The sequence below is a fragment of the Aquabacterium sp. NJ1 genome, assembly GCF_000768065.1.
Taxonomy (GTDB): domain Bacteria; phylum Pseudomonadota; class Gammaproteobacteria; order Burkholderiales; family Burkholderiaceae_C; genus Aquabacterium.
Window position 1 is genome coordinate 41,112 of the sequence record NZ_JRKM01000001.1, and the last position, 26,864, is coordinate 67,975.

A 26,864-nucleotide genomic window follows, 5' to 3' on the forward strand; every position below is an offset into this window, starting at 1 on the left:
AGACTCAGCCGACCATGCGGCGGATGTGCGAGGGCGGGGTGGCGCGCATCGCGGTCATGGGGCTGGGCGGCAGGTGCCAGTACAGCCAGTGCATCGCGAAGGCCTGGTGCTTGTCGGCCTTGATGCGGGCGATCCAGCGCGACAGGAAGATCCCCGCACCTGCGCAGGCCGCAAAGGCCAGCTTGGTGCCAGACAGGTAGCCGACAAAGAAAAAGAAGATCACCGGGGCGGCCACATCGATGTCCCAGAAGCCGATCTTCCAGGGGTCATCCAGGCGACGAGGGATGTAGGTGTCGGCTTGCATATCAGGCTCCTGCAGGTTCGAGCTGAGCTCAGACGACCGCGCCCATGATGGCGCCCGCGATCACCAGGCCTACCGCACCGAAGATGGCCAGCCCCACGTAGAACAGCACCGGCCCGAAATTGCGCAGGGCCGACAGCGAGATCAGGGCGACCACGAAACCGACGAAGCCGACCAGGGCCTTGACGCTGGGGCCCAACGCGGAGATCTGGGCGAGGGCGGATGTCAGCGGCCCGGTGATGCCAGTGAAGGCCACCAGGTCAAGGGCAAAGCCCGGCATGGACAGGCCCAAGCCCAGGGCGAGCATGGCCAGCGCCGAGGCCACACGCCAGCGCTTGTGTGTGGGCTTGTCGGCGACTCGGCCACTGGATTGGTGGCTTTGCTGGCCGTCCAAATGGACTGAGGGGCGAGCAGGCGTGAAGGGATGGATGATGGCTGTGCGCATGGGAATCTCCTGGCTGGGTTGCGCGTCAAGGCCTGACGCAGGCGGGGGCGATCCTGCGAACGTGCGGGCACGCTTCAGGAGGGGGATGCGGTGGGCGAACGGGCTCACGGGGGAGGGCCATTGGTGTGTCATGGCACCCCCTCGGATGAGGCTGTGAAAACGACCTCAACACGACGATTGCGCGCACGGCCCTCGGGCGTGTCGTTGCTGGCGACGTAGCAGCACAAGCCCCGGGCATCGATGCGCATGTCATTGGTCTGCCCGGGACTGATGCGCTTGATGTGATCTCGAACAGCGCCAGCCCGTGCCAGCGCGATGGCCTGATTGGGCGCATCGGGGCCGACGTTGTCGGTGCGTCCTACGATGAGTACACGCTCGGCACGTCCCAGCGCTCTGGCTGCGTTGTTCAGCAAGGTCCGATGTGCAGGTGTCAGCACCGCGCTGTCGGTTGCAAACTCCAGGACCAACACCTGAGGCTTGCGCAGCGGGGCAGGCGTGGTCATTTGAGCTGGCGCGACGGATTCAAGGGCGCGGACATTGCCTTGCATCGACGGCTGTGTCTGCGGATCTGCGACGGCCACCGCCAGTGTCTTGGGTGTGGTGGTCGGACAGGCAGGCTCGACGCACTGGGCAAAGTACGCATCGCGACCACGTTCAAGCTGCGCGATGTGTGAGGCGTTCGGTTGGGCTTGCGGTGTCTCGATTGCATGGTCTTGTTTGGCAGGCAAGGTGCAAGACGAGAATGCAAACAGAATCACCGCTGCCGAGGCGCTGGTCATGGCGATGTCCTGTACGCGTGTCATGGCGACACCCGAGCGGCAAGGATGAACAGGGGCAGCTTTGCGTCTGCGGGCCCTTGCGGCCGTACTGCGGTTGCCTGTGCGGACCGGATTGCCGAGGCGGGCAACTGCCGATAGACCTTCCAGGCGTAGCGCCTGCGCGCTTTCTGGCAGGCGTCACCCTTGAGTTGGGTGCAGGCGGCGTTGTAGGCTCCCACACCGTCCCAGCTGAGGCCTTGCTTGGCCAGGGTTTGAGCGAGCAGCCAGGCGCCCACGTGGATGTTGGTGCAGGGGCTGTACAGGTCGCGCTCGGAGATGCCGAACCGCGCCAACGCAGGCAGGTTCGAACTGTTGATCTGCATCAGCCCGATGTCATAGCTACCTGTGCGTTGCCGGTGGCTGAGGTTGAGTGCTTTGGGATTGAGATGAGACTCAACCTTGGCAACGGCATACAGCAGTTGTGATGAAACGCCATACCGCTGAGCCGCCTCGTCCCAGCAAGCCAGGGCGTGTGTCGGCACGCTCAGCAGCGCAAGACATCCAGACAAGAGACCCCATTGCATGGCGCACTCCCAACAAGACCGATGTGGCCGCCAATGCACGTTGCATGGCGGGACGGACGGGGTGAGACCGGCACGATGCCGATCAAGGTCTTGTTCAGGTCAGCCGCGGCTGGAGGGCCTTGGCGTGGTCAGGGCACGTGAATCGCTTGGAGATTCTTCATGCCATGTGCAGGTCAGAGCGCTGGGGGGCCGATGGCGTCAGCGTGTCTGTGAGGTGTGTTCTGCTCGAAAGCGCTGGGCCATGTTGACCCGAGCTTGTTGCAGGACGAGGGCACCCGTCTCATCCGACAACCGACACAGCGCCACGCAGGCGGTGGTCAAGTGGTCGAGTTGAAACTTCGGGTTGGGGTGCCGGTTGGCAGGTGAGCGCTGTAACTCAAGGAGCAGGTCGTACTGCGGTCGCCACATGGCCTCCCGACGACGAGGCGTGTTGGGCGAGCGGGCCACAAGGTCGGTACCGAGGAAGCCGAAAATCTGTCTTGCTGCGTCGGGGCCGGCGAAGGTCAGGGAGACGCAGGCGCTGATCAGGTCAGGGAATCGAAAGATCGGGCCGATGTTGAGATCGGACTTGAGTACGCCATAGAGCCAGACATGCTCTTCAAGCCACAGCCGTGTTTCGATGACGTCAGGAGGCTGAAGCTTGTTGATCTGGGCGGTCTTGGTGGGCAGTGCTGCGGTGAGCATGGCTCGTACCTCTGTTGTCTGCTGCAGTGTTTGCTCTGGAGAGCGCGTGATTGAAGCTTAGGTGCCAGGGGTGCCTTCGTCGCGTGTGAATGAGAGCTTTGAGCAGGGGGTTTTGACATCAGGGGGCACTGGCACAGGGGGGCGCAACTGCGTTGATGGGGGCTTGACATTGTTTGATGATTCAATCACCATTGAAATATGGAAGAGCAAAACGTCGTTAAATCCCTCGCCGCATTGGCCCAGCCCGTGCGTTTGCGTGTCTTTCGCGCCTTGGTTGTCGCAGGGCCGCAAGGACTCACGCCCGGGGATTTGGCGGCGCAGTTGGAGGTGGCCGCCACCACACTGTCCTTCCACCTTAAAGAGTTGATGTACGCCGATCTGGTTAGCCAGGAGCGCGATGGACGTCACCTGATCTACCGCGCGGCCTTTGAGCACATGGATGACCTGCTCGGCTATCTGACCGAACACTGCTGCCAGGGTAAGCCCTGCGCGCCCACGCCCGCCACCCCATCTGGCAAGGTCACGCGCAAGCGGGCCTGCACCACCTGCTGAAAGAGCTTTCCATGAAACGTTTTCATGTCCATGTGCATGTCACCGATCTGGCCAGGAACGTTGACTTCTATTCCAAGATGTTCGGCACCCAGCCAGCCCGGCTCGAAGCAGACTACGCCAAGTGGATGCTCGATGAACCCGCTGTCAACTTCGCGATTTCAACGCGCGGACACGGCCATACCGGCGTTGATCACCTGGGCATCCAGGTTGACACCGAAGCCGACCTGCAGGCCATGAAGGCCCAGGCTCAGGCCGCCGACCTGTCACTGATTGACGAAGGGGCCACCACTTGCTGCTACGCCCAAAGCGACAAGCATTGGATCGTCGATCCCCAGGGCCTGCCCTGGGAGCACTTCCAGACGCTGGGCAGCATCCCTGTGTTTCGTGAAGGCGAGCCGGTGCAGGCTGAATCAGCCAGCGCTTGCTGCACGCCCAAGGTCACGGGCAAGCCGATTGGCATCCCGGTCAAATCTTCGTGCTGCTGAGGCCAAACATGAACGATAAGTTGTTGAATGTTCTGTTCATTTGCACAGGTAACTCGGCCCGCTCCATCTTGGCAGAGGGCATCCTCAATGCCATGGGCGGTAACCGTTTCAAGGCGTATTCGGCAGGTAGCCACCCTAGAGGGGAGGTGCATCCGATGGCGCTTGACGTGCTCCAACGGCTGGGCATGGCTCAAGACGGCTTTCGCAGCAAGAGCTGGGACGAGTTCGCTTCGCCCGATGCGCCCGTGATGAACTTTGTCTTCACCGTTTGCGACAACGCCGCTGGCGAGATCTGCCCGGTTTGGCCGGGGCAACCACTGACGGCGCATTGGGGTGTTTATGACCCTGCAGCCATGGATGGCAGTGACGACAAGCGGCGTCAGGCCTTCAATGACGTTGCGCAGATCCTCAAGCGCCGTATCGAGTTGATGCTGGCCTTGCCTCCGCACAGTCTGCATGCCTTGTCCATCCAGGCCCAACTCAACGCCATTGGCAAAATTTGAAGCCCACCATGACCACCCACGTTCTGATCCTTTGCACGCATAACTCCGCCCGCAGCGTGCTCTCCGAAGGCATGCTCAATCACCTTGCCGCCAAGTTGGGCAAAGACGTCAAGGCACACAGTGCAGGCAGCGCGCCCAGCGGCCGCCTGAATCCCTTCGCCATCGAAGCCCTGAACAACGCGGGTATCGACACATCGGCCTACCGCAGCAAAAGCTGGGACGAGTTCAGCACCGACGGCGCACCGCCCCTGTCCATCGTCATCACGGTGTGCGACAGCGCGGCTGCCGAGACTTGCCCGGTGTTCTTTGGTGGCAAGGGGCAGCCTGTCAAGGTGCACTGGGGCTACCCCGATCCGTCTAACGCCGAGGGCGGGGACGAAGGCAAGCGCCGTGCGTTCGAGCTGACGCGCCAGGCCATTGGCTACAAGATGCTGCAGTTGCTGGCTTTGCCGCTGGACACCATGGATCAGGGTGCCTTGCTGGTGGCCCTCAACGACATTGCCCGCAGCTGAGGACATTGACGATGAACACCACCACTGCCGCCCTGGCACCGCGCCAACCGGCCCCCGAGCCCATGAGCGTCTTCGAACGCTACCTGACTGTGTGGGTCTTTCTGTGCATCGTGATCGGCATTGTGCTGGGCCAGGTGCTGCCCGGGGTCTTTCAGACCATCGGCCATATGGAAGTCGCCAAGGTCAACCTGCCTGTGGGCCTGCTCATCTGGGTGATGATCATCCCGATGCTGGTCAAGGTGGACTTTGGCAGCCTGTCGCAGGTCAAGCAGCACTGGAAGGGCATCGGCGTGACCCTGTTTGTCAACTGGGCGGTCAAACCCTTCTCGATGGCGTTGCTGGGCTGGCTCTTCGTGCGCCACCTGTTTGCGCCTTACCTTCCTGCTGGTCAACTCGACAGCTACATCGCGGGCTTGATCTTGCTGGCCGCCGCACCCTGTACGGCCATGGTGTTTGTGTGGAGCCGCCTGACCGGTGGCAACCCCCTGTTCACCCTGTCGCAAGTGGCACTGAATGACAGCATCATGGTGTTTGCGTTTGCCCCCATCGTGGCGCTGTTGCTGGGCCTGTCGTCCATCGTCGTGCCCTGGGACACCCTGGTGACCTCGGTGGTGCTGTACATCGTGATCCCGGTGGCCTTGGCCCAGATGTTGCGCAAGGCACTGCTCCAGCGCGGCCAGGCGGCCTTTGATGCGGCATTGGCCAAGATCGGCCCGTGGTCTATCACCGCCTTGCTGGCCACACTGGTGCTGCTTTTTGCCTTCCAGGGTGAAGCCATCATCAAGCAGCCCCTGGTGATTGCCATGTTGGCGGTGCCCATCCTGATCCAGGTCTTCTTCAACTCGGCACTGGCTTACTGGCTCAACCGCCGCGTGGGTGAATCGCATGAGGTGGCCTGCCCATCGGCCTTGATCGGCGCCAGCAACTTCTTCGAGCTGGCCGTGGCCGCCGCCATCAGCCTGTTCGGCTTCGAGTCGGGCGCGGCACTCGCCACCGTGGTGGGCGTGCTGATCGAGGTGCCCGTGATGCTGCTGGTGGTCCGTGTGGTCAACCAGAGCAAGGGCTGGTACGAGCAAGGGCAATGCAGAGCATGAGCACCGTCACGATCTTTCACAACCCAATGTGCGGCACCTCCCGCAACACCCTGGCTTTGATTCGCAATGCGGGTATTGAGCCACAGGTGATCCACTATCTGGAAACGCCACCGAGCCGTGACGAACTGGTCCGGCTGATTGCCGCTTGCGGCAAGTCAGTGCGTGAGGTCCTGCGCAGCAAGGGCGAGGTCTATGACGAACTCAAACTGGATGACACCAAGTGGACGGACGACGAGTTGCTGGACTTCATGATCGCGCACCCGATCCTGATCAACAGGCCCATCGTGGTCACGCCCATGGGTACGCGGCTGTGTCGTCCTTCCGAGTCGGTGCTGGACATCCTGGCGCAAGCCCAGCAAGGCCCCTTCACGAAAGAAGATGGTGAAGTGGTGATCGATGAACAGGGGCGTCGCCTTGTCTGAACAATCCGATTTATTGGCGGATCTGCCGCAGGTGGCGGCCGAGCACTTTCAGGTGCCGGACCTGCCCCGTCTGCGTTCGACGCAACCCTCGACGCACGCGCCGCGCTTTTTGCTGCTGTACGGTTCTTTGCGGCAGCGCTCTTTCAGCCGCCTGGTGGTCGAAGAGTCAGCGCGCTTGCTGCAGGCCATGGGGGCCGACGTGAAGATATTCAATCCCAGCGGCTTGCCGTTGCCGGATGATGCGCCAGACACCCACCCCAAGGTCGTCGAGTTGCGTGAGTTGACAAACTGGTCCGAAGGCATGGTGTGGTGCTCGCCTGAGCGCCATGGCGCGATGACCGGCATCATGAAAGCGCAGATTGACTGGATCCCCTTGAACAGCGGTGCCGTTCGCCCCACGCAAGGCAAGACCCTGGCGGTCATGCAGGTCAGCGGCGGCTCGCAGTCGTTCAATGCGGTCAACCAGATGCGGGTGCTCGGGCGCTGGATGCGGATGATCACAATCCCCAACCAGTCCTCGGTGGCCAAGGCCTTTTTGGAGTTTGATGAGCACGACCGCATGAAGCCCTCCAGCTACCACGACCGTGTGGTGGATGTGCTGGAAGAGTTGGTCAAGTTCACCTTGCTCACGCGTGACGTCGCGCCTTATCTGGTGGACCGCTACAGCGAGCGCAAGGAAAGCGCAGAAGCTTTGATGAAGCGCGTCAACCAGGCGGCGATCTGAATGATGACAGCCGTGCAAGAGCTGCCTTGTCTGTTGGTCGCGTGGCATGCCCACGAGCGGGAGTTGCGGGGCTGGTTGATCAAGCATGTTGAAAATCAGGAGACGGCGCATGACCTGCTGCAAGACGTCTTCATGAAGGCCCTGCGCCAGGGACAGGGTTTTTGTGACATCGCCAATGCCCGAGCCTGGCTGTACGAGGTTGCACGCAATGCCGTGACCGACCACATGCGTCGTCGCCGTGAGTGGGTGGAGCTGCCCGATGACTTGCCCGCTGCACAAGACGATGCTGTGCCTGCGGTGGATAGTCTGGCATCTTGCTTGCCCCGCGTCCTGGGTGAGTTGAGTGACGAAGACCGGGATGCCATCACCGAGTGCGACCTCAATGGCATGAGCCAGGAAGACTACGCCCGCAAGCTGGGCTTGAGTTTGCCCGGCGCCAAATCGCGTATCCAGCGGGCCCGCAAACGGCTGAGGGCGCAGTTGACGCAATCCTGCCAGGTGACGCTGGACCCGCAGGGGCAAGTCTGCTGTTTTGTGCCTCGTACCTGATGCTTTTCCATTTGACGCCTGCATCTTTTTGACAGCATGTGCGTCTTCTTGACTGACAGGCTTGACCTGATGACCTAGAAGATCACACTGCTGCCATGAACACCACTGCATCCCCCGCGCCCCAGGCGACGCCCTTGATTCGTTGGCTGGTGGGCCTGGCCCTGGTGGCCCCCATTTGGTTTTGGGCCTACGGACACCTCACGGACTTCGCCGACGCGGTCTTGAGCCTGACTGGGCTGACACGCCAAAGCGCCCTGGGCGAGGCCCTGCATTTCTTCTTTTTTGATACGCCCAAGGTCTTGCTCCTGCTGACGGGCATCGTGTTCGTCATGGGCATCGTGCAGACCTTCTTTGCCCCGGAGCGCACCCGCGCCTTGCTGGCGGGCAAGCGAACGGGTGTCGGCAATGTGCTGGCGGCCCTGTTGGGCATCGTCACCCCGTTCTGTTCATGCTCGGCCGTGCCCTTGTTCATTGGCTTGCTCTCGGCGGGTGTGCCGTTGGGCATCACCTTCTCGTTTCTGATCTCGGCGCCCATGGTCAACGAGGTGGCGTTGACGCTCCTGTTTGGCATGTTCGGCTGGAAGGTGGCGGGCCTCTACCTGGGGATGGGCTTGCTGGTGGCCATCGTCTCAGGTCTGGTGATCGGCCGCCTGCACATGGAAAATCACCTGGAGGACTGGGTGCAGGTCATTGCGCGGGGTGAAGCCGTTCACGTGCAGGAAGAACGCCTGAACTGGGTGCAGCGCTTCGAGGCGGGCTGGGGGCATGTGCGCGAGATTGTGGGCAAGGTCTGGCCCTATGTGATCGTGGGTATCGCGCTGGGCGCCGGCATCCACGGTTATGTGCCTGAAGATTTCATGGCCTCCATCATGGGACGCGAGGCTTGGTGGTCGGTGCCGGTCGCAGTCTTGCTGGGTGTGCCCATGTACACGAACGCAGCGGGTGTCATCCCCATCGTGGAAGCGCTGATCGGCAAGGGGGCCGCCCTGGGCACCGTGCTGGCGTTCATGATGAGCGTGATCGCCTTGTCCGCACCTGAAATGATCATTTTGCGCAAGGCCCTCAAGCCCCGCCTGATTGCCACCTTTGTCGGCATCGTCGCCTTGGGCATCTTGCTGGTGGGCTATGTATTCAACCTGGTTCTGTGAACCGCCATCCTCAAGGACAACACCATGAAAGACATCAAGGTTCTGGGCTCCGGCTGTGCCAACTGCAAGACCACCATCGCGCTGATCGAGCAAATTGCCCATGAGAAGGGCGAGGAGATCAAGATGGACAAGGTGCAAGACATGCGGGCCATCATCGGCTATGGCGTCATGTCCACCCCAGGCGTGGTCATCGATGGCAAGGTGGTGCACGCGGGTGGCGTGCCCAGCCGTGACAAGATTGCGCAGTGGTTCGCATGAGCGCCCCGGCCACGAGCAAGCTCACGTTTGACGTGGTGTCGGTGCGGCTGAGCGCGCATGCCAGTCAGGCCCAATGCAAGCAAGCCACCATCTCACTGGACACCGACTTGGCTGGCAACGCCCAGGCCTTCAACCCGGCGGAGTTGTTGCTGGCGGCTTTGTCTGCTTGCATGCTCAAGAGCATCGAGCGGGTCATGCCCATCTTGAAGTTTGAACTGCGGGGTGTCGAGGTGCGTGTGCATGGCGTGCGTCAGGACGTGCCGCCCCGTATGGAATCGATCACCTACGAGATCGTGGTCGATACAGACGAGCCCGATCGCAGGCTGGCCTTGCTGCACGAAAACGTCAAGAAGTACGGAACGGTGTTCAATACTGTGGCGCCGGGCACCGAACTGTCGGGCGTGTTGCGTCGCAAAGACGCGGCCATGGCATGAGCGTTGAATGATGAATACCACTGCGCTGCCCTTGAACACCGCCGAAGCACTCAACCTGGGGTGCTATTGCCGCACGCTGAGCACCGACAAGTTGCAAGGTCAGTTGGAGAAAGACGCCAGCTTGGCGGGCATGGCGCAAGACATCGCCCGCACGCGCCCGCACCTGTTTTCCTCCACCGTGGTCTTTCTGTCCCAGCCGGTTGTCGAGCAGATGCGGTTGGCCGTGCAAGCGCTGGAGCGCGTCATGGCGCAACCTGCGTACCAGTCCCAGGCGTTGGCGCGCGCACCGGCCATCGCCCGACATGACTTCGGTCCCCTGGGCATGTTCATGGGCTATGACTTCCACCTCGGGGCGCTCGGGCCCAGGCTCATCGAGGTCAATACCAATGCGGGTGGCGCCATGCTCAATGCGGCACTGTCCCGAGCCCAGCAATCGTGCTGCGAGGTCATGAACTGGGCATTTCAGCCTGACCCCACGCTGGTAGGTTTGGAAGATGCGTTCTTTGAGATGTTCACCAGCGAATGGCGCAGCCAGCGGGGCGACGCGCCCATGGGCCTGGTGATCATCGTGGACGACGATCCCGCCGCTCAGTACCTGGCGCCCGAGTTCGAGCTATGCCGCCAGATGCTGAAACAGCGCGGCCTGGATGCCCGGATCGTGGCGCCCGAAGCCCTTGAATGGCGCGATGGTCAGTTGCGGGTTGATGGCAGCGTGGTCGGCATGGTCTACAACCGGCTCACCGATTTCTACCTGGCCGAGCCTGCGCACGGCGCTTTGAAAAGTGCCTATGAAGCCGGCGCCGTGGTGATGAGCCCGCACCCGCGTGCACATGCTTTGCACGCCGAGAAGCGCAACTTGGTCGCCCTCAGCGACACGGCGCTGCTGGCAGCATGGGGCGTGAGCGAGGCCGATCGTGCGCTGCTGGCGGCGGTGGTGCCACCCACCGTGCAGGTCACGCCCGAGCGGGCTGAGGAACTTTGGGCGCAACGCCGCCAGTGGTTCTTCAAGCCCGAATCGGGCTATGGTGGCAAGGCCGTCTACCGCGGCGACAAGCTGACGCGCCGCGTCTGGCAGGACATCACCTCGGGCGGTTTCGTGGCGCAGGCGATGGTGCCGCCCAGCGGGCGCCTGATCGAGGTAGACGGCGTGCAGACCGACCTCAAGTTCGACATCCGGGCCTACGCTTACGCAGGGCAGGTGCAGCTCCTGGCTGCGCGCATGTACACCGGGCAGACCACCAACTTCCGCACGCCCGGTGGTGGGTTTGCGCCTGTCGTCATCGTGCCTTAGGAAATAGCCATGTGTGAACTCCTGGCCATGTCCAGTTCGCGACCAAGCCACCTGACGTTTTCACTTCAGGCCTTGACCGAGCACTCGGTGCACGGCAGTCGAGATGGGTGGGGCGCAGCGTTCTACGCGGGGCGCGATGTGGCGTTGTTTCGGGAACCGGGGGCTGCCAGTGGCAGTGCTTTGGTCGATTTTTTGCAGACCCAGGGACCCAGCACGACGCTGGCCATCTCCCACATCCGGCACGCAACGATGGGCGAGGTGGCACTGGCCAACACCCAGCCGTTTGTGCGAGAGGTGATGGGGCGGATGCACGCGTTCGCCCACAACGGCAATTTGCCCGGCGTTCAGCATCACCCCGGTCTGACCCTGGGTCGGTACCGGCCCCTAGGCAACACTGATTCTGAACATGCATTTTGTGTGTTGCTGGACCGAATCCATGAACTGTGGACCACCACCGAGGTGCCCACGCTGGATGCACGGCTGAGTGTGATCTCAGCCTTTGCAAGCGAACTGCGTCAACTGGGTCCAGCCAATTTTTTCTACGCAGACAGTGATGTCCTGTTTGCCCATGGTGACCGTCGGCTGCAGGCAGAGGACGGGCGCACGCGATCGCCTGGACTGTGGGTGCTGGAGCGCCGATGCGAGGATAGCGACAAGGCGCTGCATGCCGATGGCATATCGGTCGATCCCGGGTTTCAGGACCTCGTGCTGATCGCGAGTGTCGCCTTGACTGATGGGCCTTGGAGGGCCTTTGCTGAAGGGGAACTGGTGGCCATAACAATGGGCACGGTGCTCAAATCGGTCAGCCTTGATGAACCTCCACGGGCATGATTAACTGCGTGGTGGCCGTTACCACATCAACGTCGATTCTTTTGGTGTTTGACTACTCAAGGAGTGAACATGAGCCAAGCTGAAGTTGTGATCTGCCATCCCGTCCGTACCGCCATCGGTACTTATGGCGGAGCCCTCAAGGATGTCGCTGCCCCTGATCTGGGTGCCGCCGTTATCCGGGAGAGCCTCCAACGCTCGGGCCTGCCCGCCGACCAGATCGCATCGCTCATCATGGGCAATGTGATCCAGGCGGGTGTGAAGATGAACCCGGCTCGGCAAGCGGGCATCGGTGCTGGCTTGCCCGTCGAGGTGCCTGCGATGACCGTGAACCGGGTCTGTGGTTCCGGTGCCCAGGCCATTGCCAGTGCCGCACTGGAGATCTGGTCAGGCATGAGCCAGGTCGCCCTGGCCGGTGGCATGGAAAACATGGACCGTGCGCCCTACCTGCTGCCGCAAGGCCGTTGGGGCGCGCGCATGGGTGACGCCACACTGTTCGACAGCATGCTGTACGACGGCCTGAACGATGCCTTCAGCGGCAAACATTCCGGTTGGCACACCGAAGACCTGGTGGCGCTCAAAAACATCAGCCGGGAAGACCAGGACCGCTGGGCCTTGCGCTCTCAACAACGGTTTTCAAAGGCCCAGGCCGATGGCCTGTTCGACGCCGAGATCGTGACCGTCGAAGTGCCTGGTCGCAAGGGCCCCACGCTGTTTGCCCGTGACGAACACAACCGCCCCGAGACCACGGCCGAATCCCTGGCCAAACTCAAGCCCGCTTTCCGCAAGGAAGGCACCATCACGGCGGGCAACGCGCCCGGCCTCAACACCGGGGCGGCGGCCATGATCATGGCCGAGCGCAACTGGGCCGAAAGCCATGGCTTGACGCCCATGGCGCGCCTGGTGAGTTACGGCGTGGGCGCGGTGGAACCCGGCATGTTCGGCCTGGGGCCTGTGCCTGCCGTACGCCAAGCCCTGAGCCGTGCCAATTGGTCGGTTGCGGATGTTCAGCGCGTCGAGATCAACGAGGCCTTTGCCGCCATTGCCCTGGCTTGCCTGCGCGAGTTGGGCCTGTCAGAAGACATCGTCAACGTCGAGGGGGGCGCCATCGCCCACGGTCATCCGATTGGCGCCAGCGGCGCGGTGCTGACTACCCGCCTGCTCCATTCGATGAAGCGCGATGGCCTCAAGCGGGGCGTGGTGACCTTGTGCATCGGCGGTGGCCAAGGCATCGCCCTGGCGCTGGAATGCATCTGAAGGAGTTGATGATGGAATCACCTGTTCACCACCTGTCGGACTTATTTGCCCAGTTGGGGCTCCCTTCGGATGCCCGGGGGATAGGCGACTTCATTCGCGAGCACAGCCCTTTGCCCGCTGGTGTGTCCTTGCCAGACGCCAGCTTTTGGACTGCCAGTCAAGCGCAGTTCCTTCGGGATCAGTTGCAAGCGGATGCAGATTGGTCCGAAAAAATCGACCAACTGGCGACCATGCTGGCAGGTTGATCTGTGACGGTGCCCTGTCATCCCGATAAGGGTGCGCGCGGGCGCAGAGCTGGTTTGGGCGCTGCGTCGCGCATCCTTTTCATGAATGGTGCGTCTTCTTGTATGACACCTGCTATCAAGGAGAGACGTCATGTGCATGGGATACGCCAAAGACATTGCCATCTGGGCCTGCGAAACAGAACTGAAGCGCCGTCAAGACGCTTTGATCCTCTGGGGAGAGGCCTTGCTTGAGCGCAACATTGATGGTGACGGACCGGATGCTCAAAGCAGGCATACGCCAAGCTCGAAAGAAGCAGACCATGGTTTGAAGGTGAACAAGACAGTGGCCATGGCATGACCGAAAAACTCTCGCTGCAGTTGGCGCTCGTCCTGCCAGGGGTGCCGGACGAACGGGATGCCTGTATCCAGCGATTGACGGATGTGTTGCAGGCACAAGGGCTGGAGAAAGTGCATGTGACCCAGCAGGATGGCAAGCCCCTGCTGTGCCTTCACTACGACCCTACGACCATCAGGCCGACTCAGGTGCGGGACATGGCGCAGGCAGCCGGTGCCCAGCTCAGCGCGAGGTACCAGCATGAGCTGATGCGCATCGACGGCATGGACTGCGCCACCTGTGCCACCGTGATTGAGCACGCCTTGCAGCGTCTGGAAGGCGTCGAAGAAGCGGCCGTCAGTTACGCGGCCGAACGAATGCGTCTGGAGTACGACACCCAGCGCGTGTCTCGCCAAGCCATCGTGCAGCGTCTCCAGGCACTGGGGTATAGCGTGCGGGAGCCTGAGCACGAAGAGACCTGGTTTGAGCAATACCGGGAGTTGATCGTGAGCGCCGCCGCGGGCGCGTTGCTGCTGGCCGGATGGCTGGTGGGCACGAGGCAAGGTGTGAGCACCCCACTCGTATCCGCCGGTTTGATGGGTGCATCGATGGTGATTGGCGGCTACTACGCCATGCGCGATGCCTGGCAAAGCATCCGAGAGCGGGTGCTGGACATTGACGTGCTGATGATCGTGGCGGCCATGGGCGCGGCGGCCCTGGGGCAATGGGCGGAAGGGGCGCTCCTGCTGGTGCTGTTCAGCCTGGGCCACGCCTTGGAACACCTGGCCATGGACCGCGCCCGCCATGCCATGGAGGCACTGGCCAACCTGGCACCCAAGACAGCCCTGGCTCTGCGTGATGGTGCGGAGCTGGAGTTGCCCGTAGAAAGCCTGCAGCGGGGTGACCAGGTGCTGGTCAAGCCAGGTCAGCGCATCGCGGCAGACGGCAAAGTGCTGGAAGGCGTCTCGGCCGTCAATCAGGCGGCCATCACCGGCGAGTCGATGCCGGTGGACAAGGCGGTCGATTCCCTGGTGTTTGCCGGGACCGTGAACGGTGAGGGCTTGCTGCGCGTCGAGGTGACCAAGCTGGCCAGGGACAGTTCACTGGCGCGCATGGTGCATCTGGTGGCCGAGGCGCAAACCGAGAAGTCGCCGACCCAGCGCTTCGTCTCACGGTTCGAGAAGGTCTTTGTGCCTTTGGTCCTGCTGGGCGTGGCGGCGCTGATCGTGATCCCACCCTTGCTGGGCATGCCCTTTGCCGAATCGTTCTACCGGGCCATGGCCGTGCTGGTGGCAGCCTCGCCGTGTGCCTTGGCCATTGCCACGCCTTCGGCCGTGCTGGCTGGCGTGGCCCGTGCCGCACGGGGCGGCGTGCTGATCAAGGGGGGCATGCATCTGGAGAACTTACGCAGCTTGTCGGTCATGGCGTTTGACAAGACAGGCACGATCACGACGGGCAAACCCAGCGTCACCGATGTGATCGCCCTCGATGGCAGCGAAGCTGATTTGCTGACCATGGCCGCGAGCATCGAAAGCCGCAGCGGGCATCCGTTGGCTCAGGCTGTGGTGCAGGCCGCACGCGCACGCCAGTTGGCCTGGCCCGAGGCCACCGATGTGCAGTCCGTCACCGGCAAAGGCATGCACGCGGTGGTGTCGTCCAGACCGGTGAGCATCGGCAACCTGCGCTTGTTTGAAGCCGAAGGGGTGCCCGATACCGTTCGCACGCAAGTGCTCGGCCTGGAAGCGCTTGGCAAAACCACCATGTTGGTGCGACGTGAGGGCACCTTTGTAGGTTTGCTCGCTTTGGCGGACACCCCGCGTCTCGGCATGCGCGACGTGTTCGCCCAGTTGGCGTCCTTGGGCATCCGCCAGACCGTCATGCTCACAGGGGACAACGAGCCTGTCGCGAAGGCAGTTGCGGCCTCCGTGGGCATCACAGATGTGCGCGCTGGCCTGCTGCCCGAGGACAAACTCAAGGTCATCGATGAGCTGATGCGTGACCACCAGCAAGTGGCCATGGTCGGGGATGGCGTGAACGACGCTCCCGCGATGGCTCGCGCTACCATCGGCATTGCCATGGGTGGCGCAGGCACCGACGTGGCCCTGGAAACCGCCGATGTGGCCCTGATGGGGGATGACCTGTCGAGGCTACCGTTTGCCATCGCACTGAGCCGTGCCTCGCGCAGCATCATCCAGCAAAATCTCTGGGCGGCATTTGGGGTCGTGGCGCTGCTCATCCCTGCCACCCTGTTGGGACTGGCGAGCATGGGTGTGGCTGTGTTGATTCACGAGGGTGCCACGGTCTTGGTGGTGCTCAACGCCTTGCGCCTATTGCGTTTCAGGGAGCCCAAAGCTGGACGGGCAGGGCAAACAGGCGCACAGTGATTCGGCTGTCGGCCCGTCGTTGCGCTGAAAATGCCGTCAAGAATTCAAACCAAGGATCATCGTCATGGAAATCAAAGTTCTAGGCTTGGGGTGCAGCAAGTGCCATATCACCATCGAGATGATCGAGCGGGAAGCCAAAGCTTGCGGCGTCGCCGTAGAGGTCATCAAAATCGAGAACCCGGACGAGATCAAGCGCCTGGGCGTCAAGGCCACGCCTGCCGTCATGATCGGTGACCTGATCGTGCACAGCGGTGGCTTGCCATCGCATGAAGCCGTGCAGTCCTGGCTCAAGCCGCAGCCCCACCATCAACCACTGGGCTTTCTGAGCCGTCCAACCAGGCATCTGTTCTTCACGGGCAAAGGTGGCGTCGGCAAGACCTCACTGTCCACCGCAACCGCGCTGACGCTGGCAGACGCGGGCAAAAAAGTCTTGCTGGTAAGCACGGACGCGGCGTCGAACCTCGATGAGATGCTCGGTATTGAGCTTCGCAACATCCCCACGCCCGTGCCTGGCGCGCCAGGGCTGTCGGTGCTCAACATCGACCCGGATGTGGCAGCTGAGACCTACCGCCAGCGTGTCCTGGCACAAATGGAGGCGCAAACCACCGAGGCTGAGCGGGCCACGGTGCGCGAGCAGTTGTCCGGCTCCTGCACAACCGAGATCGCATCCTTCGACGAGTTCTCAAACCTGCTGGCGGGTGACGCCGCCGACTACGACCACATCGTGTTTGACACGGCGCCAACAGGGCACACGCTTCGCCTGTTGAGCCTGCCCAAGGCCTGGAGCGGCTTTCTCAAGGACAACGACCGGGGCGCCTCCTGCCTGGGACCGCATTCGGGACTGAAGATGCAGGAAGTGCGTTTCAATGCGGCACTCACCGCCCTGTGCGACCCGGTGCTCACCACCATCGTGCTGGTGGCGCGTGCCGACCGCAGCGCGCTGGCCGAAGCGGCGCGCACCTCCGATGAGTTGCGCGCGCTGGGTTTGAACAACCAGCAGTTGGTGATCAACGGTGTGTTCAAGGCCACCGACCCGAATGATGGCGTCGCCCGCGCCATCGAGGCCCTGGGTCAACAAGCGCTGGACGCGATGCCCGAAGCCCTGCTGGCCTTGCCCCAAAGCACTGTGCCTTTGCGAGCGTTTGACACGGTGGGCCTGCCAGCCTTGCGCGCCTTGTTGACCGACTCGCCACCAGCCAACGGGCAAGCTCACTCATTGAACGATGAGTTGCCCCTCTCAACGGAACACATCGACAAACTGGTGGACGAGTTGGCTGCGACCGGGCGCGGCCTGATCATGGTGATGGGCAAAGGCGGCGTCGGCAAGACCACGATCGCAGCGGCGCTGGCCATCGGCCTGGTCAAGCGCGGGCATGCGGTTCACCTGAGCACCACCGACCCGGCTGCTCACCTGGCCATGACGCTCGATGGCGAATTGCCTGGCTTGCAAGTCGGGCGCATTGATCCCAAGGTGGAAACCCAGCGCTATATCGACAAGATCATGGCGACGCGTTCGCCTGGGCTGGACGAACAAGAGCGTGCGTTGCTGCTGGAAGATTTGCAGTCGCCCTGCACCGAAGAGGTCGCTGTGTTCCATGCGTTCTCGCGCACGGTGGCAGAAGCGCGCAGTGCCTTCGTGGTGCTGGACACGGCGCCCACCGGCCACTCGCTGTTGCTGATGGATGCCACCGGGGCTTACCACCGGCAGATGACGCGTGAGTTCGAGGGCAAGGCCTCCGTGCATGTGGTCACGCCGCTTATGCGACTGCAAGATGCCAGCTACACCCGCATCATCCTGGTCACGCTGCCGGAAGTGACGCCGGTGTCCCAAGCCGCGGCCCTACAGGATGACTTGCGTCGCGCCAAGATTGAACCGTATGCATGGGTGGTCAACAAGTCCATCCTGGCAGCGGGTACCCATGACCCCTTGCTGCAGGCCCGACTGGATGGCGAGCGGCGGCAGATGGCCAGGTTGGCGGCTGGACTGGCTCAGCGGACCTTTGCCGTGCCATGGGTCGCGCAAGCGCCCGTCGGTCTGACGGCGTTGTCTGCGTTGCTGGCGTCATGACATGAATTGCTGGCGCAGGCCACGGTTTGGCGACCAAGTCGCGGCAGAAAAAGGCTCGCTGATCAACGGATGATCAGCGAGCACAAGACGCATCGCTGTCATCACGGTGCGCCACCGGCTCAGGGAGGAAAAGCCGGGCCGAGGTACGAACCAGCGGCACGGTAATGATAATGGGCTTCATCCAAACAGGCGCTGAACTCCAAGAGGTCCGGCGCTCGGATCGCGTGTTGCCACCTGCATATGGCCAACTTTCCGGGTGAAGTTCGACAAGCTGCCGCAATGGCTCATTCAGCGCGCCTGGTGCCAGTTTGCTGGTCGCATGGCTCGTGTGCCTCAGGCTAGTTGATCAGGCGGCGCAGCCGCGAGGCAAAGAATCACCAGGTGATGGATGTAAGTGCCGATGTCGGCAATGGCGTGAGCTTTGTCGACGATGAAAAAGACTTCTCCTTCTTGTGGCAGGTCGTGCCACGCGCTTGTATCGAACATGTTGTGGTGGAACTTGTCCCCTATGGCGAATGCCTGAAACGTGCTGCCAGCTTCGATTTGCGCAACCGGGTCATTGCGCATGGATCGAATCCGGATCTCCAGAGCGTGGATGACGGGCTTTAAACTCTTCATTTGAATTCCTGGGTAACAGAGAGGCGCCCATTGTTGGTTGTCGCATCAGCTGCCTTGCGGGCTGTTTTCCGAATCGAGCGGCCATGGCGATCTGTCTGAATTTCAGAACTATTTGCCACCGAGTTGGTCGTGCCCACACCGTGCGTCACATCGTCTTGGCGTACGCGGACATCGCCAGCAACCCGAACTGTTGAGAGCCACATGGACAAAGCAGAACAGATCCTGCCCAACCAAAGCACCTGTGATGAGGTGCTTCGCAAGGTCGGCCGCAATGTGCTGTTGTTTCAGCAGATCGAGGCACTGCTGAAATTTCTCGTGGCCAACCACAGGAGAGATGGCAGCACGTCGAATTTCGAAGAACGGCAGCAGCAGCGCACTGAGAAGGCGCACAAGCAGATGATGGGTAAGTTGGTCGAGCAATTCACCGATGGCATCCTCTCTGACGCGGGTGAGCCAACTGTCGAGCCGGAGGACCTCACCGAGGTGTGGATGTCATTCACGTTCACGACATCCGGGGACCGCGAGTTCTACGAGGTGCAACGTGCGGACATGAAGCGCATGGTGGACGAGCGCAACGAGCTGATTCACCATTTCATGCCTCGTTGGCAACCAGACTCTGTGGAGAAGATGGCCGAGGCAGCCAAGTATCTCGATGAGCAGCGTGCCAGAGTGCTGCCCATGTTTGAACATCTACGATCTGTCTCCAAGGCGCTGATTAATGCTGGGCAATCCATGGCCGCGTTCATGGCGTCCGAAGAGGGCCAGCGCCACTTCGAGTTGATCCTGTTGCAGCACAGCCCTTTGGTTTCGGTTCTGAAAGACGTGGCTGAACAAAAGCATCGCGCTGATGGCTGGGCCTACCTTGCTGACGCGGGGCGCATTGCATGGCTGCAGGAGCCCGAGGCGGTGACGCACATGAAGGAGCGACATGGCCATGCCACTCTCAAAAGGCTGGCGTTGGCCTCAGATCTCTTCGACGTGTTTGATGAACCCTTGCCCGGAGGCGGATACCGTACCTTGTACAAAGCCAAAGCCGGGTCCACGATCAAGCGCGACGGTGTTTAGCTTCGTTTCCCTCTCAACGCCAAGCCGGCGCCGACCACGGCAGCCAGTACAACTGCACAGCCCCACGCGATGAAAAAAGCATTTGCTGCCGATGGGTTTGTATCGAACAAGCTTCCCTGTCCATGGCGCACAAGTACACCGTACGCGTACAAACCGGACCAAGCGAGAGTGGTTGCTGTTATTGCGCCCAACAGCGCACCCAGTAGGACGCGAATGACTGTCATAGGATAGGGAAGAACAAGATGCTCTTTGAATCGCGAAGGTCGGACCAAATACCTGGAATAACGATCCCAAAACGAGCACGCAAGCCCGTGCCAAATCCCGTCATTTTCTCGCCATTCCATAGGTCAATGTGACCACCTGTGCCCCTTCCTGCGGCCTCGCCATCTCTGCGCCAGTAACCACCAAAGAAAATGATGCCTGTTCGGCCTTGAACCTTCTTCGCCCAATCACTTCCAGTGATGTCCTCTGGCTTCGTTGGCAAGCCGCAAAACGGGTGTCTCTTTAGCCATGACGCCAGCTCATCCGCTTTGGTCGCAGCAAATTTGCCGTTCAACATGATGCGGCCAATCGTCTGACCTTTTACATCGACATTGGCCGGGGTAAACGACTTCATCGTGAGTCCGACCTTGTGAAAGGTCGCGCTCATTCTGATGGCACACTGATTGTCAAAGCCATCAGGAGCCTTGCCTGTCTTGGGGTCAACGTAGGGATCGCCCATGACGTAATTGCTCCACAAGTCTGCGAATTTGATGGCTTCTACATTGACCTTGCAAATTGAATCAGGTGTGGCATTCGTTCTGATCTTTGCGCTTTGCTTCAGGGCTTTGGTCATGACGCCTCCGTCATGTGCTCAAGCGCTTCTTCACCCCAAAGCGTTTCATAGTCTTGCTCGTTCTCGGTGATGACGCGCGGCAACTGGCCGTTTTCATCCAGTCGGCCAGAGAAAGTCCGCCCATCAACCGTTTTGATAAACCAAGGCAATCCAACGAGCGTGGCGGTCCCGTTGGAGACGACAAGTTGTGTTTGCTCATCGAACTTCACCGGATTGCGCGCTTCGGCAGCCACATACCCTGCGGCGACAGCACTTGCCGCTTGAGAGGCGGCTGCGGCTTGAGGGTTGGAAGACCCACCATCGGATACCGTTGACACGGCTTGGCCTGCAATCAACGTAGCTCCGCATACGCACTTGTCGCCGTGGCGGGCAGCAGGTTTTCCATCGATGATCATCGTCGGATCACCTGTGACGATCACCGTCGGGCCATGTCCACGCTTCGGGCACGTTACCTGATCGCCGACACGGGCAATGCCTTTGCCGTGCGTGTCGGTCATCACTGACGCTTCAATCACAACGCCACCGTGGTCGGTCTGGTCACCCAGAACGATGAAGGATCGTCCCATTTGTCTTGCCCTGTCTTTTTGTTGCCCGGACTCTATCAATCAGGTGTAACGAAATTGTTTCGCTCGTAATTCAAATCAATGAATGGACCAAATTCAAGCTCTTCGGTGAAAGTCCCTGATCGCTGTCCCCATCAGCGTGCCGATGACCACAGGCACGCATGGCACGGCCAGGGGGTGCAAGGTGATGGGCAGCACAAACGCCAGGACGGTTGCGCAACTGGTCAGGATGGCCAAGCAGGCATACAAGGCGAACATCTCCGGGCTGTGGTGCAGGAACTCCTTGGCTTTGACCAGTCGCACAAGGCAGCCATCCACCAAGGCAGCAGCCGGGAAGGCCAACAGCCAGGGGAGCCACTCCAGCAGCATGGCCAGGCGGAAGCTGGCGAGCAGCAGCAGTGCGTCAATCGAGCGGAAGTAGGGGTTGTTGAACAGCCGTTGGTTGACCGAGGCCATTTCTCGCCCGACTGCTGCGTTGACGCCATCCACGGGGCCCGCGTCTTTGGATGAGGGGACGGGTGATGCCTGACGTGCAGCATGCTGCATGCTCATCGCACGCGACAGCATGCGGATGCCCGCGTCTTTGCCCCAGAACACCGCCGCATTGGCGTATTCCGTGCGCAGTTGCTCTATGAACCGTTCTGGCGGGTGGGCGGACGGCACATAGAGCACCAGAACCAGCAATGCCAGCAGAGACACCACGGCCATCGCCCTGATCATGCCGCCCTCCTGATGGGTTGATCGTCCCCTTGCGCATCCGGATCCAGGATGGGGAAGCGGCCTTTGATGATGCGCCCGCCAGACACCGAGGCAAAGTACTGAAGGTTGGGCAGTTTGCCCAGGACATCGGCGGGCACCATCTCCTCGAAGCTCTCGGAGAGCTGGCTTGAATAGCTGGTCGAGAAGTCACCCAGATGGGTGTCTGCACCATGCCCCAGCCCAACGCGCATTGAGTGGATGGCGGTCTTGCCAAAGGTCTCCACGATGAAATCCTGCGTGGGGCGATCCTTCGATCGCAGGGCGATCAGGTTGTTCAGGTTACCCAGAGCCATGCGCGCCGCCGCTTCGCTGCCCAGGCGTTTGGCCAAGTCGGCAAGTGTCTGCATCGCACAGGTGGTGTAGATACCGCCTTCCGCACCCTTGTTGAGGATCTCGATCAAGGGCTGGTTGATGACGTTGGCCACCTCATCCACAAACAGGGCAATGCGCCGGTAACCGCCCAGGTTGTAGCGCATGCCCGCCCGTGCGGCCAGGTCGGCCAATGCCAGTGCGCCGATGGCAGATGCCACCGAAGGGTCCGGCAGCGAATCCAGGCACATGTACAGCACATGTCCGCCGCGCTCGATTTTCTCGAAGTTCATGATCGGGCGCATGTCGTTGGCGTCGAACGGGTCGGGCGACAGCGTGCGGCCCAGGTCGCCCGAGGTCAGCATCGACAGCACGGGCAACAGGTTGGCGGTGATCTTCTGGTAGTGCTCGCGGTTGTGCCTGAAGGTTCGCACCTGGGCATCGATCACCTTGCTGCGTTGTGACTGGGCAATGTGGTGTTCGTAGTACGCGACGAAAGCCATCAACTCGGCGCTGGCAGCTTCTGATGGACGCTTCATGTGGCCTCGATGGGCCTCCTGCATCAGCTTCTTCATCTCGGGCAACTCGCGCCAGGCGGGCCCTAAAGTTTCCTCATAGAAGCGGCGCAGAGAGCCCTCCAGCACGGGTTCGATGCCACCCTCGATGTAGCGGGTCAGCTTGGCCAGGTTGGGTCGTTCTTCCAGTTCGACCAGGCCTTGGACGACCACGTTGACCGCATCCCAGCCGAAGGCGGAGAACGCGCCAGCCGTGTCCGGCGGCATGATCGATTGGATGCGGGATGCAATCTCGGTGGGCTTTTGCCAGTTGAAGGTGAAGTCCAGCCGCACACCGGCTTCCGGGAAGGCCGGGTGAAACTCCATGAAGGTGTCGGGCTCACGCCAGTCCTGGCAGGCGCGCTCAACCACGCGCTTGAGGCGACGGCTGTTCTTGGGGTCGATGACGATCACCACGTCGCCGCGCCTGACGGCCTGGGTGATGAGGTTGGCCAGGGCCACACCTTTGCCGGATTGGGTGGTGCCGACCAGCAGCGTGCCGCCTTCGAAGTTCTGCAAGGGGCGATGCAGTGCAACCTCATGGGGCTCAACGCCGTGTATGTAGGGCAAGCCGATCTCGGCATCTGGTTGGGGTGCGCTGTCATAGCCCAGCAGACTCAAGAGGCGCGGAGACACCGTGAAGTCGCGGTAGTCGATCTTGGCCAGTTCATACAGGCGCTGAGAGTGCACGGGCCGCCACTCGAAGCCGAAGCCAAGGAAAACGGCTGTTGGATCCTGACACCACCGTGCCTGAGTTTGCGTGCTGATTACCTGGATGGCATGACCAGCCAGCGACGCCCTCAGCACGAGAATGCGCAGCGCCTGCGAGAACCTGAGGGCGCTCATGCCGAGGCAAGTGATGGAAAGGGGGAAGGCGAGAATGCGGGGCAGTTGGCCGATAGCGCCGACCGCTGTGAAGAACATCAACGCGATGCCCCAGGCAAGGCCTGCATAGGCCTCGTAGGCGTGGCGCCATGGCATTTCATAGCGGCGGATGGGCATGTCACCCTCCCTTTGCCTCGGGCGAGGCAAAGGCTTCCATGTCTACGCCGTTGATGAAGCGCGGGGCTATGGTCAAACCCACGGTCGATGTGCCGTTGAAATCTCTTGAGGTTGTGGGGGGGCCTTTCTCCTTGGCGCGAATCAGCATGTGCACATCAGACAGCGCACGCAGGGCCACAGAGGGTTGAATGCCGCGCCGCTCGAATTCGTGCAGAGGCACAAACACCCCCAACGCGACAGTGCAACACTGGGCGGGTCCAGTACCTGTGTTCAAGGTGTTGACCACCTCGGTCAACGCGTCGCGCACCACGGGGTTGAGGCGCAGCGGCGCTTGAAGACCTATCGTCGCTTGCTGAGTTGTTTGGGTGTCGCTTGTCGATGCCAATGCAGATGGAGGGGCGGTCGATAACAGTGCCGCTTCGGCTTGAGCGTCCTGGCGATGCGAAGCTGCTTGATGGGTTTGCCCGGAGTTGCCTGGGATGAGCGAGAGTTGGGTGCCTGGCGGGCCATCCGGTAGAGGCGGTGGTGCGACCGGTTCGGCTGCTTGCGCTGATGGAGGGTTTTGGCGTGGGGAGCTTGTGAGGCTCTCCGCCAGAGGGGGCGGTAACGGGTCATGCCCTGCAAACAGAATGGCTGTTGAGGATAGTTTGACCGCTTCGATCTTGGCCTTGCCGCCTGGTGGTTGGATGAGCCAGGTAGAGTTTCCTGCGGACGTGGGTTCGAAGACACCGGCCAGCATGAGCACTTCCATGATGGTTTCTGGTGCTTTGGGGATGCCCGGTAGCTGCGCAGTGTCCAGCAGCTTTTGGATGTCTTCTGCAGCGCTGGGCCAGGCCAGGAACAGACCATCGGGGCCGAACCAGACGCGAGACTTTTCGCGATTGGCCTGCCACCCCGCGTTGGAGCCCGCGAGATGCCTCAGCGCGTCAACCAGGTAGCGTTCAAGGTGCGAGCCATATTGAGGCGTGCCGTAGCGGTCGGCGTTGGCCAGCAGGTTGCGGTCAATCACCAGCGCCAAGGAGCGGCGAACCAACTCGTCCAGCACGTTGTGATCTCGATACTGCGAGATGCCACTGACGCTGGCCATGAGGTGAGGCACGATGACCGTGTTGTCTTCAGCCAGGAAATGCATGACCGCTGGTGGCACAACATGAGCCAGCGTGAACACGCCCAGGCTGCGTGTCTCAATGGCTTGTGGGCGCCAGCGCAAGAAGTAGCGGCCTGCCTGGCGTGCGATCAGCCAATCACTCAGTGGCAGCAGGTAGGCTGGCCAGACTTCGTCCGGGGCGTCGGTCACGATGATGTGACTGAGCACCCGATGGGCCTCGCAGCAAAGCCCCGCAACGAAGGTGGCCAGGCGCCAGCGCGGCTCAAGGTGCCGACGTGCCGAGATGGTGGAGCGGCCGGAGAAAATGTGGGCGTCGGTACCTTGCAGGCTGAAGAAGCTGACTTCCATGCCCAGGCGCAGCAGGCCGCCAGGGATGCAGAAATAGTTGTCGGATGTGGCCGGCAGCAGGTGTACCAAGCTGGCATATCGCCTGATCAGCGACATGATGGTCTGCTCGAAATCTGCGCGGTCAGACCCATGGCAGAGCTTGATTCGGACGATCAGGTCATCGTGTTGCGACAGCAGATCATCAAGGGGCAGGGCCTCGAAGCCGGGATCTGACGATGCAAAAGTGCTGTGTGGCTGAGATGGGGCAAGCATGGTGGTCCATTGCAAATGACCCAGCCATTTGGTCACCATGCATTGCCGTGCGCACCTCAAAATGGCGTCTGTTCATTTGGGCTTTCGCCATCAAAGCTTGAATGCTGGGGGGCAATTGCAGATCAAAGCGATGGGCGTCGATCAGCCTGATACCTTGGCCTTGACTCTGCATGCAACGACGAGGATGCGGGCCCGTTGGTCGCGAAGCCATGGAACTTGCAATGTAGGATGTTGGAATCCAAACTCGGCGTAGCCAAACACTGCAATCATGACCACGTACCAAGAACTCCTTGCCCAGAAAGCCGCCCTGGACAAGCAGGCTGCGGAGCTGGACAGGCAATTGCAGGATGCCCGCAAGGCAGAGCGAGCTGGGGTGATTGACCACATCAAGCAACTGTTGGCTGCCAATGGTTTGACTGTGGCTGACCTGGGGTTGAAAGCCGGTGTGGCGACCCGCTCCAGTGCTACAGCAGGAAGCAAGGTCGCCCCAAAATATTGCAACGTTGACACGGGCGAGACCTGGAGCGGACGAGGACTTCAGCCTAAGTGGATCAAGGCCGCGTTGGCCGCGGGCAAGACGCTGGATCAACTGAAAGTAGGTTGATTACAAGGCCATCGGTTGATGGGGCAGTCGCAGGTGAGGTCGCCATCCGGTTCTTGGGAAACGAGGCCTGGAGCCGAGGGTCACAACTGTATCGCTGTACCAGTTTGCAGAACGGACAGTTGTCGCCCAAGTGGACCACGGTGCCGATGGCCATCAGCACATCGCTGCCGCAGGTCGGGCAAGCGAGGACCTCGAACACCGGGGTGCAGGCCAGCCAGATGCCATCGGTGTGCGATGCCAGATCAAACGCCCGGTCAAAACTGATGCGGTGCGGACACTGGCAGACGGCTTGGTATCCACGATAGGCGCTGACCAGCGTCTCTGCGGCGCCGAAGCCAGTGTTGCGCAGGCGGCGGTACATCGACATGAAGATCGAGGATTCTGCCCGCGCAATGAGGTTGGCGCCGTGATACCACTCCAGGGAGTTGGGTGGACGTCCGCGTGGTATGGCTTGTGGGTCGTTGAAGAACAACCTCTGCACATCCCGAGGGTTGAGCCCTGTGAGGTGATGGATGGTGCGCACCCGGGCGCCCAGTTGGGCACAGTCTTGCGCCAGGCGTATGGCGCACAAATGGCGGTCAGCACGTGTTGACATCATGGCCCCCTCCGATCACGACGTGCTTGCGGGCACCATGGACGCGAGTTGCCGTGGCCTTGGCGCATGAACAGCGGCCAGCGATGCCTGAAGCGGCGCGGGTGCCTTGAGCAAGGCAAGCAAATCCTGGCGTGGAGGGAAGAGGGTGCTTTGGCCGATTTGAGCGACGAATGCCCACAACTGTTCCTGGCTCATGGCACCAAGGAAATCTGCTTGTGCGGCATCCAACCCGAACTTGCAGCATGTCGATACCCGATCTTGCGCAATGCCCAGCCTGATGGCCTGCAACAGGTACAAATTGGTCAACTGCACATCGGTGAACTGGATGCTGCTCATGGTCTTCTCCTGTTGGTGTGCCCAGATGCGAGTCGAGATGGGCCAGGTATTGCGGCGAGGTATGACTGCTTTGGTGT

The 26,864-nt window shown here is 61.3% G+C and carries 32 protein-coding genes and 1 pseudogene; 20 read left to right on the top strand and 13 right to left on the bottom strand.

Features of this window, described 5'->3' with window-relative positions:
* Positions 1-4 precede the first annotated feature (4 nt).
* The 5 genes from traL to JY96_RS00220 all read right to left on the bottom strand — a co-directional run bounded on the left by traL (position 5) and on the right by JY96_RS00220 (position 2,772).
* The gene (gene traL / locus JY96_RS00200; protein ID WP_035033923.1) at positions 5-304 is read right to left on the bottom strand and encodes a type IV conjugative transfer system protein TraL; all 300 of its coding nucleotides are present in this window, start codon (positions 302-304) and stop codon (positions 5-7) included.
* A 28-nt stretch (positions 305-332) separates the two neighbouring features.
* Positions 333-746, bottom strand: coding sequence for a hypothetical protein (locus tag JY96_RS00205; protein WP_235333800.1), 414 nt, complete (start codon positions 744-746; stop codon positions 333-335).
* Positions 747-874: 128 nt separating this feature from the next.
* Complete coding sequence (locus JY96_RS00210; protein WP_052161985.1) at positions 875-1,549, bottom strand: OmpA family protein; 675 nt, start codon at positions 1,547-1,549, stop codon at positions 875-877.
* On the bottom strand, positions 1,546-2,088 hold the full coding sequence (locus JY96_RS00215) for a lytic transglycosylase domain-containing protein (RefSeq protein WP_052161986.1): 543 nt from the start codon (positions 2,086-2,088) through the stop codon (positions 1,546-1,548). Before JY96_RS00215 ends, JY96_RS00210 begins: the two co-directional genes overlap by 4 nt.
* A 198-nt stretch (positions 2,089-2,286) precedes the next feature.
* Positions 2,287-2,772: a hypothetical protein gene (locus JY96_RS00220; protein WP_035033926.1), complete on the bottom strand. Its 486-nt coding sequence runs from the start codon at positions 2,770-2,772 to the stop codon at positions 2,287-2,289.
* A gap of 198 nt (positions 2,773-2,970) precedes the next feature.
* On the opposite strand from JY96_RS00220, the gene JY96_RS00225 reads away from it, so the two are divergent.
* From JY96_RS00225 to arsA, 18 genes are all read left to right on the top strand, one after another.
* Positions 2,971-3,324: a helix-turn-helix transcriptional regulator gene (locus JY96_RS00225; protein ID WP_052161987.1), complete on the top strand. Its 354-nt coding sequence runs from the start codon at positions 2,971-2,973 to the stop codon at positions 3,322-3,324.
* An 11-nt stretch (positions 3,325-3,335) separates the two neighbouring features.
* A complete protein-coding gene (locus tag JY96_RS00230; protein WP_035033929.1) occupies positions 3,336-3,809 on the top strand; it encodes an ArsI/CadI family heavy metal resistance metalloenzyme in 474 nt (157 codons plus the stop codon).
* A gap of 8 nt (positions 3,810-3,817) precedes the next feature.
* Positions 3,818-4,312 (top strand): arsenate reductase ArsC, encoded by a 495-nt coding sequence (locus JY96_RS00235; protein ID WP_035033931.1) that lies wholly within the window; start codon positions 3,818-3,820, stop codon positions 4,310-4,312.
* A gap of 8 nt (positions 4,313-4,320) precedes the next feature.
* Positions 4,321-4,824 (top strand): arsenate reductase ArsC, encoded by a 504-nt coding sequence (locus tag JY96_RS00240; protein ID WP_035033933.1) that lies wholly within the window; start codon positions 4,321-4,323, stop codon positions 4,822-4,824.
* An 11-nt stretch (positions 4,825-4,835) separates the two neighbouring features.
* Entirely contained in the window at positions 4,836-5,918 is a 1,083-nt protein-coding gene (gene arsB, locus JY96_RS00245; RefSeq protein WP_035033936.1) for an ACR3 family arsenite efflux transporter, read from the top strand.
* Positions 5,915-6,340 carry an arsenate reductase (glutaredoxin) gene (gene arsC, locus JY96_RS00250; RefSeq protein ID WP_035033937.1) on the top strand — a complete coding sequence of 142 codons (426 nt, stop codon included), beginning with the start codon at positions 5,915-5,917 and terminating at the stop codon, positions 6,338-6,340. Before arsB ends, arsC begins: the two co-directional genes overlap by 4 nt.
* Positions 6,333-7,064: an arsenical resistance protein ArsH gene (arsH, locus tag JY96_RS00255; protein ID WP_255352642.1), complete on the top strand. Its 732-nt coding sequence runs from the start codon at positions 6,333-6,335 to the stop codon at positions 7,062-7,064. Before arsC ends, arsH begins: the two co-directional genes overlap by 8 nt.
* 3 nt (positions 7,065-7,067) lie before the next feature.
* The gene (gene sigZ / locus JY96_RS00260) at positions 7,068-7,613 is read left to right on the top strand and encodes an RNA polymerase sigma factor SigZ (protein WP_200883540.1); all 546 of its coding nucleotides are present in this window, start codon (positions 7,068-7,070) and stop codon (positions 7,611-7,613) included.
* 95 nt (positions 7,614-7,708) lie between these two features.
* A complete protein-coding gene (locus tag JY96_RS00265; protein ID WP_035033941.1) occupies positions 7,709-8,761 on the top strand; it encodes a permease in 1,053 nt (350 codons plus the stop codon).
* 24 nt (positions 8,762-8,785) lie between these two features.
* Positions 8,786-9,019: a thioredoxin family protein gene (locus JY96_RS00270; protein WP_035033943.1), complete on the top strand. Its 234-nt coding sequence runs from the start codon at positions 8,786-8,788 to the stop codon at positions 9,017-9,019.
* Positions 9,016-9,453, top strand: a complete 438-nt coding sequence (locus tag JY96_RS00275) for an OsmC family protein (RefSeq protein ID WP_035033945.1) — start codon at positions 9,016-9,018, stop codon at positions 9,451-9,453. Before JY96_RS00270 ends, JY96_RS00275 begins: the two co-directional genes overlap by 4 nt.
* Before the next feature lie 7 nt (positions 9,454-9,460).
* The gene (locus tag JY96_RS00280) at positions 9,461-10,744 is read left to right on the top strand and encodes a hypothetical protein (protein ID WP_035033948.1); all 1,284 of its coding nucleotides are present in this window, start codon (positions 9,461-9,463) and stop codon (positions 10,742-10,744) included.
* A 9-nt stretch (positions 10,745-10,753) separates the two neighbouring features.
* Complete coding sequence (locus JY96_RS00285; RefSeq protein WP_035033951.1) at positions 10,754-11,575, top strand: class II glutamine amidotransferase; 822 nt, start codon at positions 10,754-10,756, stop codon at positions 11,573-11,575.
* A gap of 69 nt (positions 11,576-11,644) precedes the next feature.
* Positions 11,645-12,829: an acetyl-CoA C-acetyltransferase gene (locus JY96_RS00290; protein WP_035033954.1), complete on the top strand. Its 1,185-nt coding sequence runs from the start codon at positions 11,645-11,647 to the stop codon at positions 12,827-12,829.
* Positions 12,820-13,074, top strand: a complete 255-nt coding sequence (locus tag JY96_RS00295) for a DUF2789 domain-containing protein (RefSeq protein ID WP_369796110.1) — start codon at positions 12,820-12,822, stop codon at positions 13,072-13,074. The genes JY96_RS00290 and JY96_RS00295 overlap by 10 nt, the downstream gene beginning before the upstream one ends.
* A 136-nt stretch (positions 13,075-13,210) precedes the next feature.
* A complete protein-coding gene (locus JY96_RS00300; protein WP_152606314.1) occupies positions 13,211-13,411 on the top strand; it encodes a hypothetical protein in 201 nt (66 codons plus the stop codon).
* The gene (locus JY96_RS00305; RefSeq protein ID WP_052161988.1) at positions 13,408-15,771 is read left to right on the top strand and encodes a cation-translocating P-type ATPase; all 2,364 of its coding nucleotides are present in this window, start codon (positions 13,408-13,410) and stop codon (positions 15,769-15,771) included. The genes JY96_RS00300 and JY96_RS00305 overlap by 4 nt, the downstream gene beginning before the upstream one ends.
* 64 nt (positions 15,772-15,835) lie before the next feature.
* Positions 15,836-17,839 carry an arsenical pump-driving ATPase gene (gene arsA / locus JY96_RS00310; protein ID WP_081960918.1) on the top strand — a complete coding sequence of 668 codons (2,004 nt, stop codon included), beginning with the start codon at positions 15,836-15,838 and terminating at the stop codon, positions 17,837-17,839.
* A 333-nt stretch (positions 17,840-18,172) separates the two neighbouring features.
* Here arsA and JY96_RS00315 read toward each other — a convergent pair whose 3' ends face one another.
* Positions 18,173-18,457: a hypothetical protein gene (locus JY96_RS00315; RefSeq protein WP_035033958.1), complete on the bottom strand. Its 285-nt coding sequence runs from the start codon at positions 18,455-18,457 to the stop codon at positions 18,173-18,175.
* Positions 18,458-18,658: 201 nt separating this feature from the next.
* Between JY96_RS00315 and JY96_RS00320 the strand changes: the two genes are divergently transcribed.
* Positions 18,659-19,522 (top strand): hypothetical protein, encoded by an 864-nt coding sequence (locus JY96_RS00320; protein WP_035033960.1) that lies wholly within the window; start codon positions 18,659-18,661, stop codon positions 19,520-19,522.
* Positions 19,523-19,742: 220 nt separating this feature from the next.
* On the opposite strand, the gene JY96_RS00325 is transcribed toward JY96_RS00320, so the two are convergent.
* The 5 genes and pseudogenes from JY96_RS00325 to mobH all read right to left on the bottom strand — a co-directional run bounded on the left by JY96_RS00325 (position 19,743) and on the right by mobH (position 25,291).
* On the bottom strand, positions 19,743-20,357 hold the full coding sequence (locus JY96_RS00325; RefSeq protein WP_035033962.1) for a T6SS effector amidase Tae4 family protein: 615 nt from the start codon (positions 20,355-20,357) through the stop codon (positions 19,743-19,745).
* 311 nt (positions 20,358-20,668) lie between these two features.
* A pseudogene (locus JY96_RS23780) lies at positions 20,669-20,923 on the bottom strand (PAAR domain-containing protein); the annotation flags it as partial.
* Between the two features lie 93 nt (positions 20,924-21,016).
* Entirely contained in the window at positions 21,017-21,640 is a 624-nt protein-coding gene (locus JY96_RS00335; protein ID WP_035033965.1) for a DUF4400 domain-containing protein, read from the bottom strand.
* On the bottom strand, positions 21,637-23,544 hold the full coding sequence (traD, locus tag JY96_RS00340; protein ID WP_035033967.1) for a conjugative transfer system coupling protein TraD: 1,908 nt from the start codon (positions 23,542-23,544) through the stop codon (positions 21,637-21,639). Before traD ends, JY96_RS00335 begins: the two co-directional genes overlap by 4 nt.
* A gap of 1 nt (position 23,545) precedes the next feature.
* The gene (gene mobH, locus JY96_RS00345; protein ID WP_081960920.1) at positions 23,546-25,291 is read right to left on the bottom strand and encodes a MobH family relaxase; all 1,746 of its coding nucleotides are present in this window, start codon (positions 25,289-25,291) and stop codon (positions 23,546-23,548) included.
* A 229-nt stretch (positions 25,292-25,520) separates the two neighbouring features.
* Here mobH and JY96_RS00350 point away from each other — a divergent pair, with 229 nt between their 5' ends.
* Positions 25,521-25,856: an H-NS family nucleoid-associated regulatory protein gene (locus JY96_RS00350; protein ID WP_052161989.1), complete on the top strand. Its 336-nt coding sequence runs from the start codon at positions 25,521-25,523 to the stop codon at positions 25,854-25,856.
* On the opposite strand, the gene JY96_RS22705 is transcribed toward JY96_RS00350, so the two are convergent.
* Together JY96_RS22705 and JY96_RS00355 are read right to left on the bottom strand one after the other, a co-directional pair.
* Entirely contained in the window at positions 25,804-26,454 is a 651-nt protein-coding gene (locus JY96_RS22705) for a FlhC family transcriptional regulator (protein WP_081960921.1), read from the bottom strand. The two genes, JY96_RS00350 and JY96_RS22705, sit on opposite strands and share 53 nt — an antisense overlap.
* Before the next feature lie 12 nt (positions 26,455-26,466).
* Entirely contained in the window at positions 26,467-26,787 is a 321-nt protein-coding gene (locus JY96_RS00355) for a hypothetical protein (protein WP_052161990.1), read from the bottom strand.
* Positions 26,788-26,864: the final 77 nt, after the last annotated feature.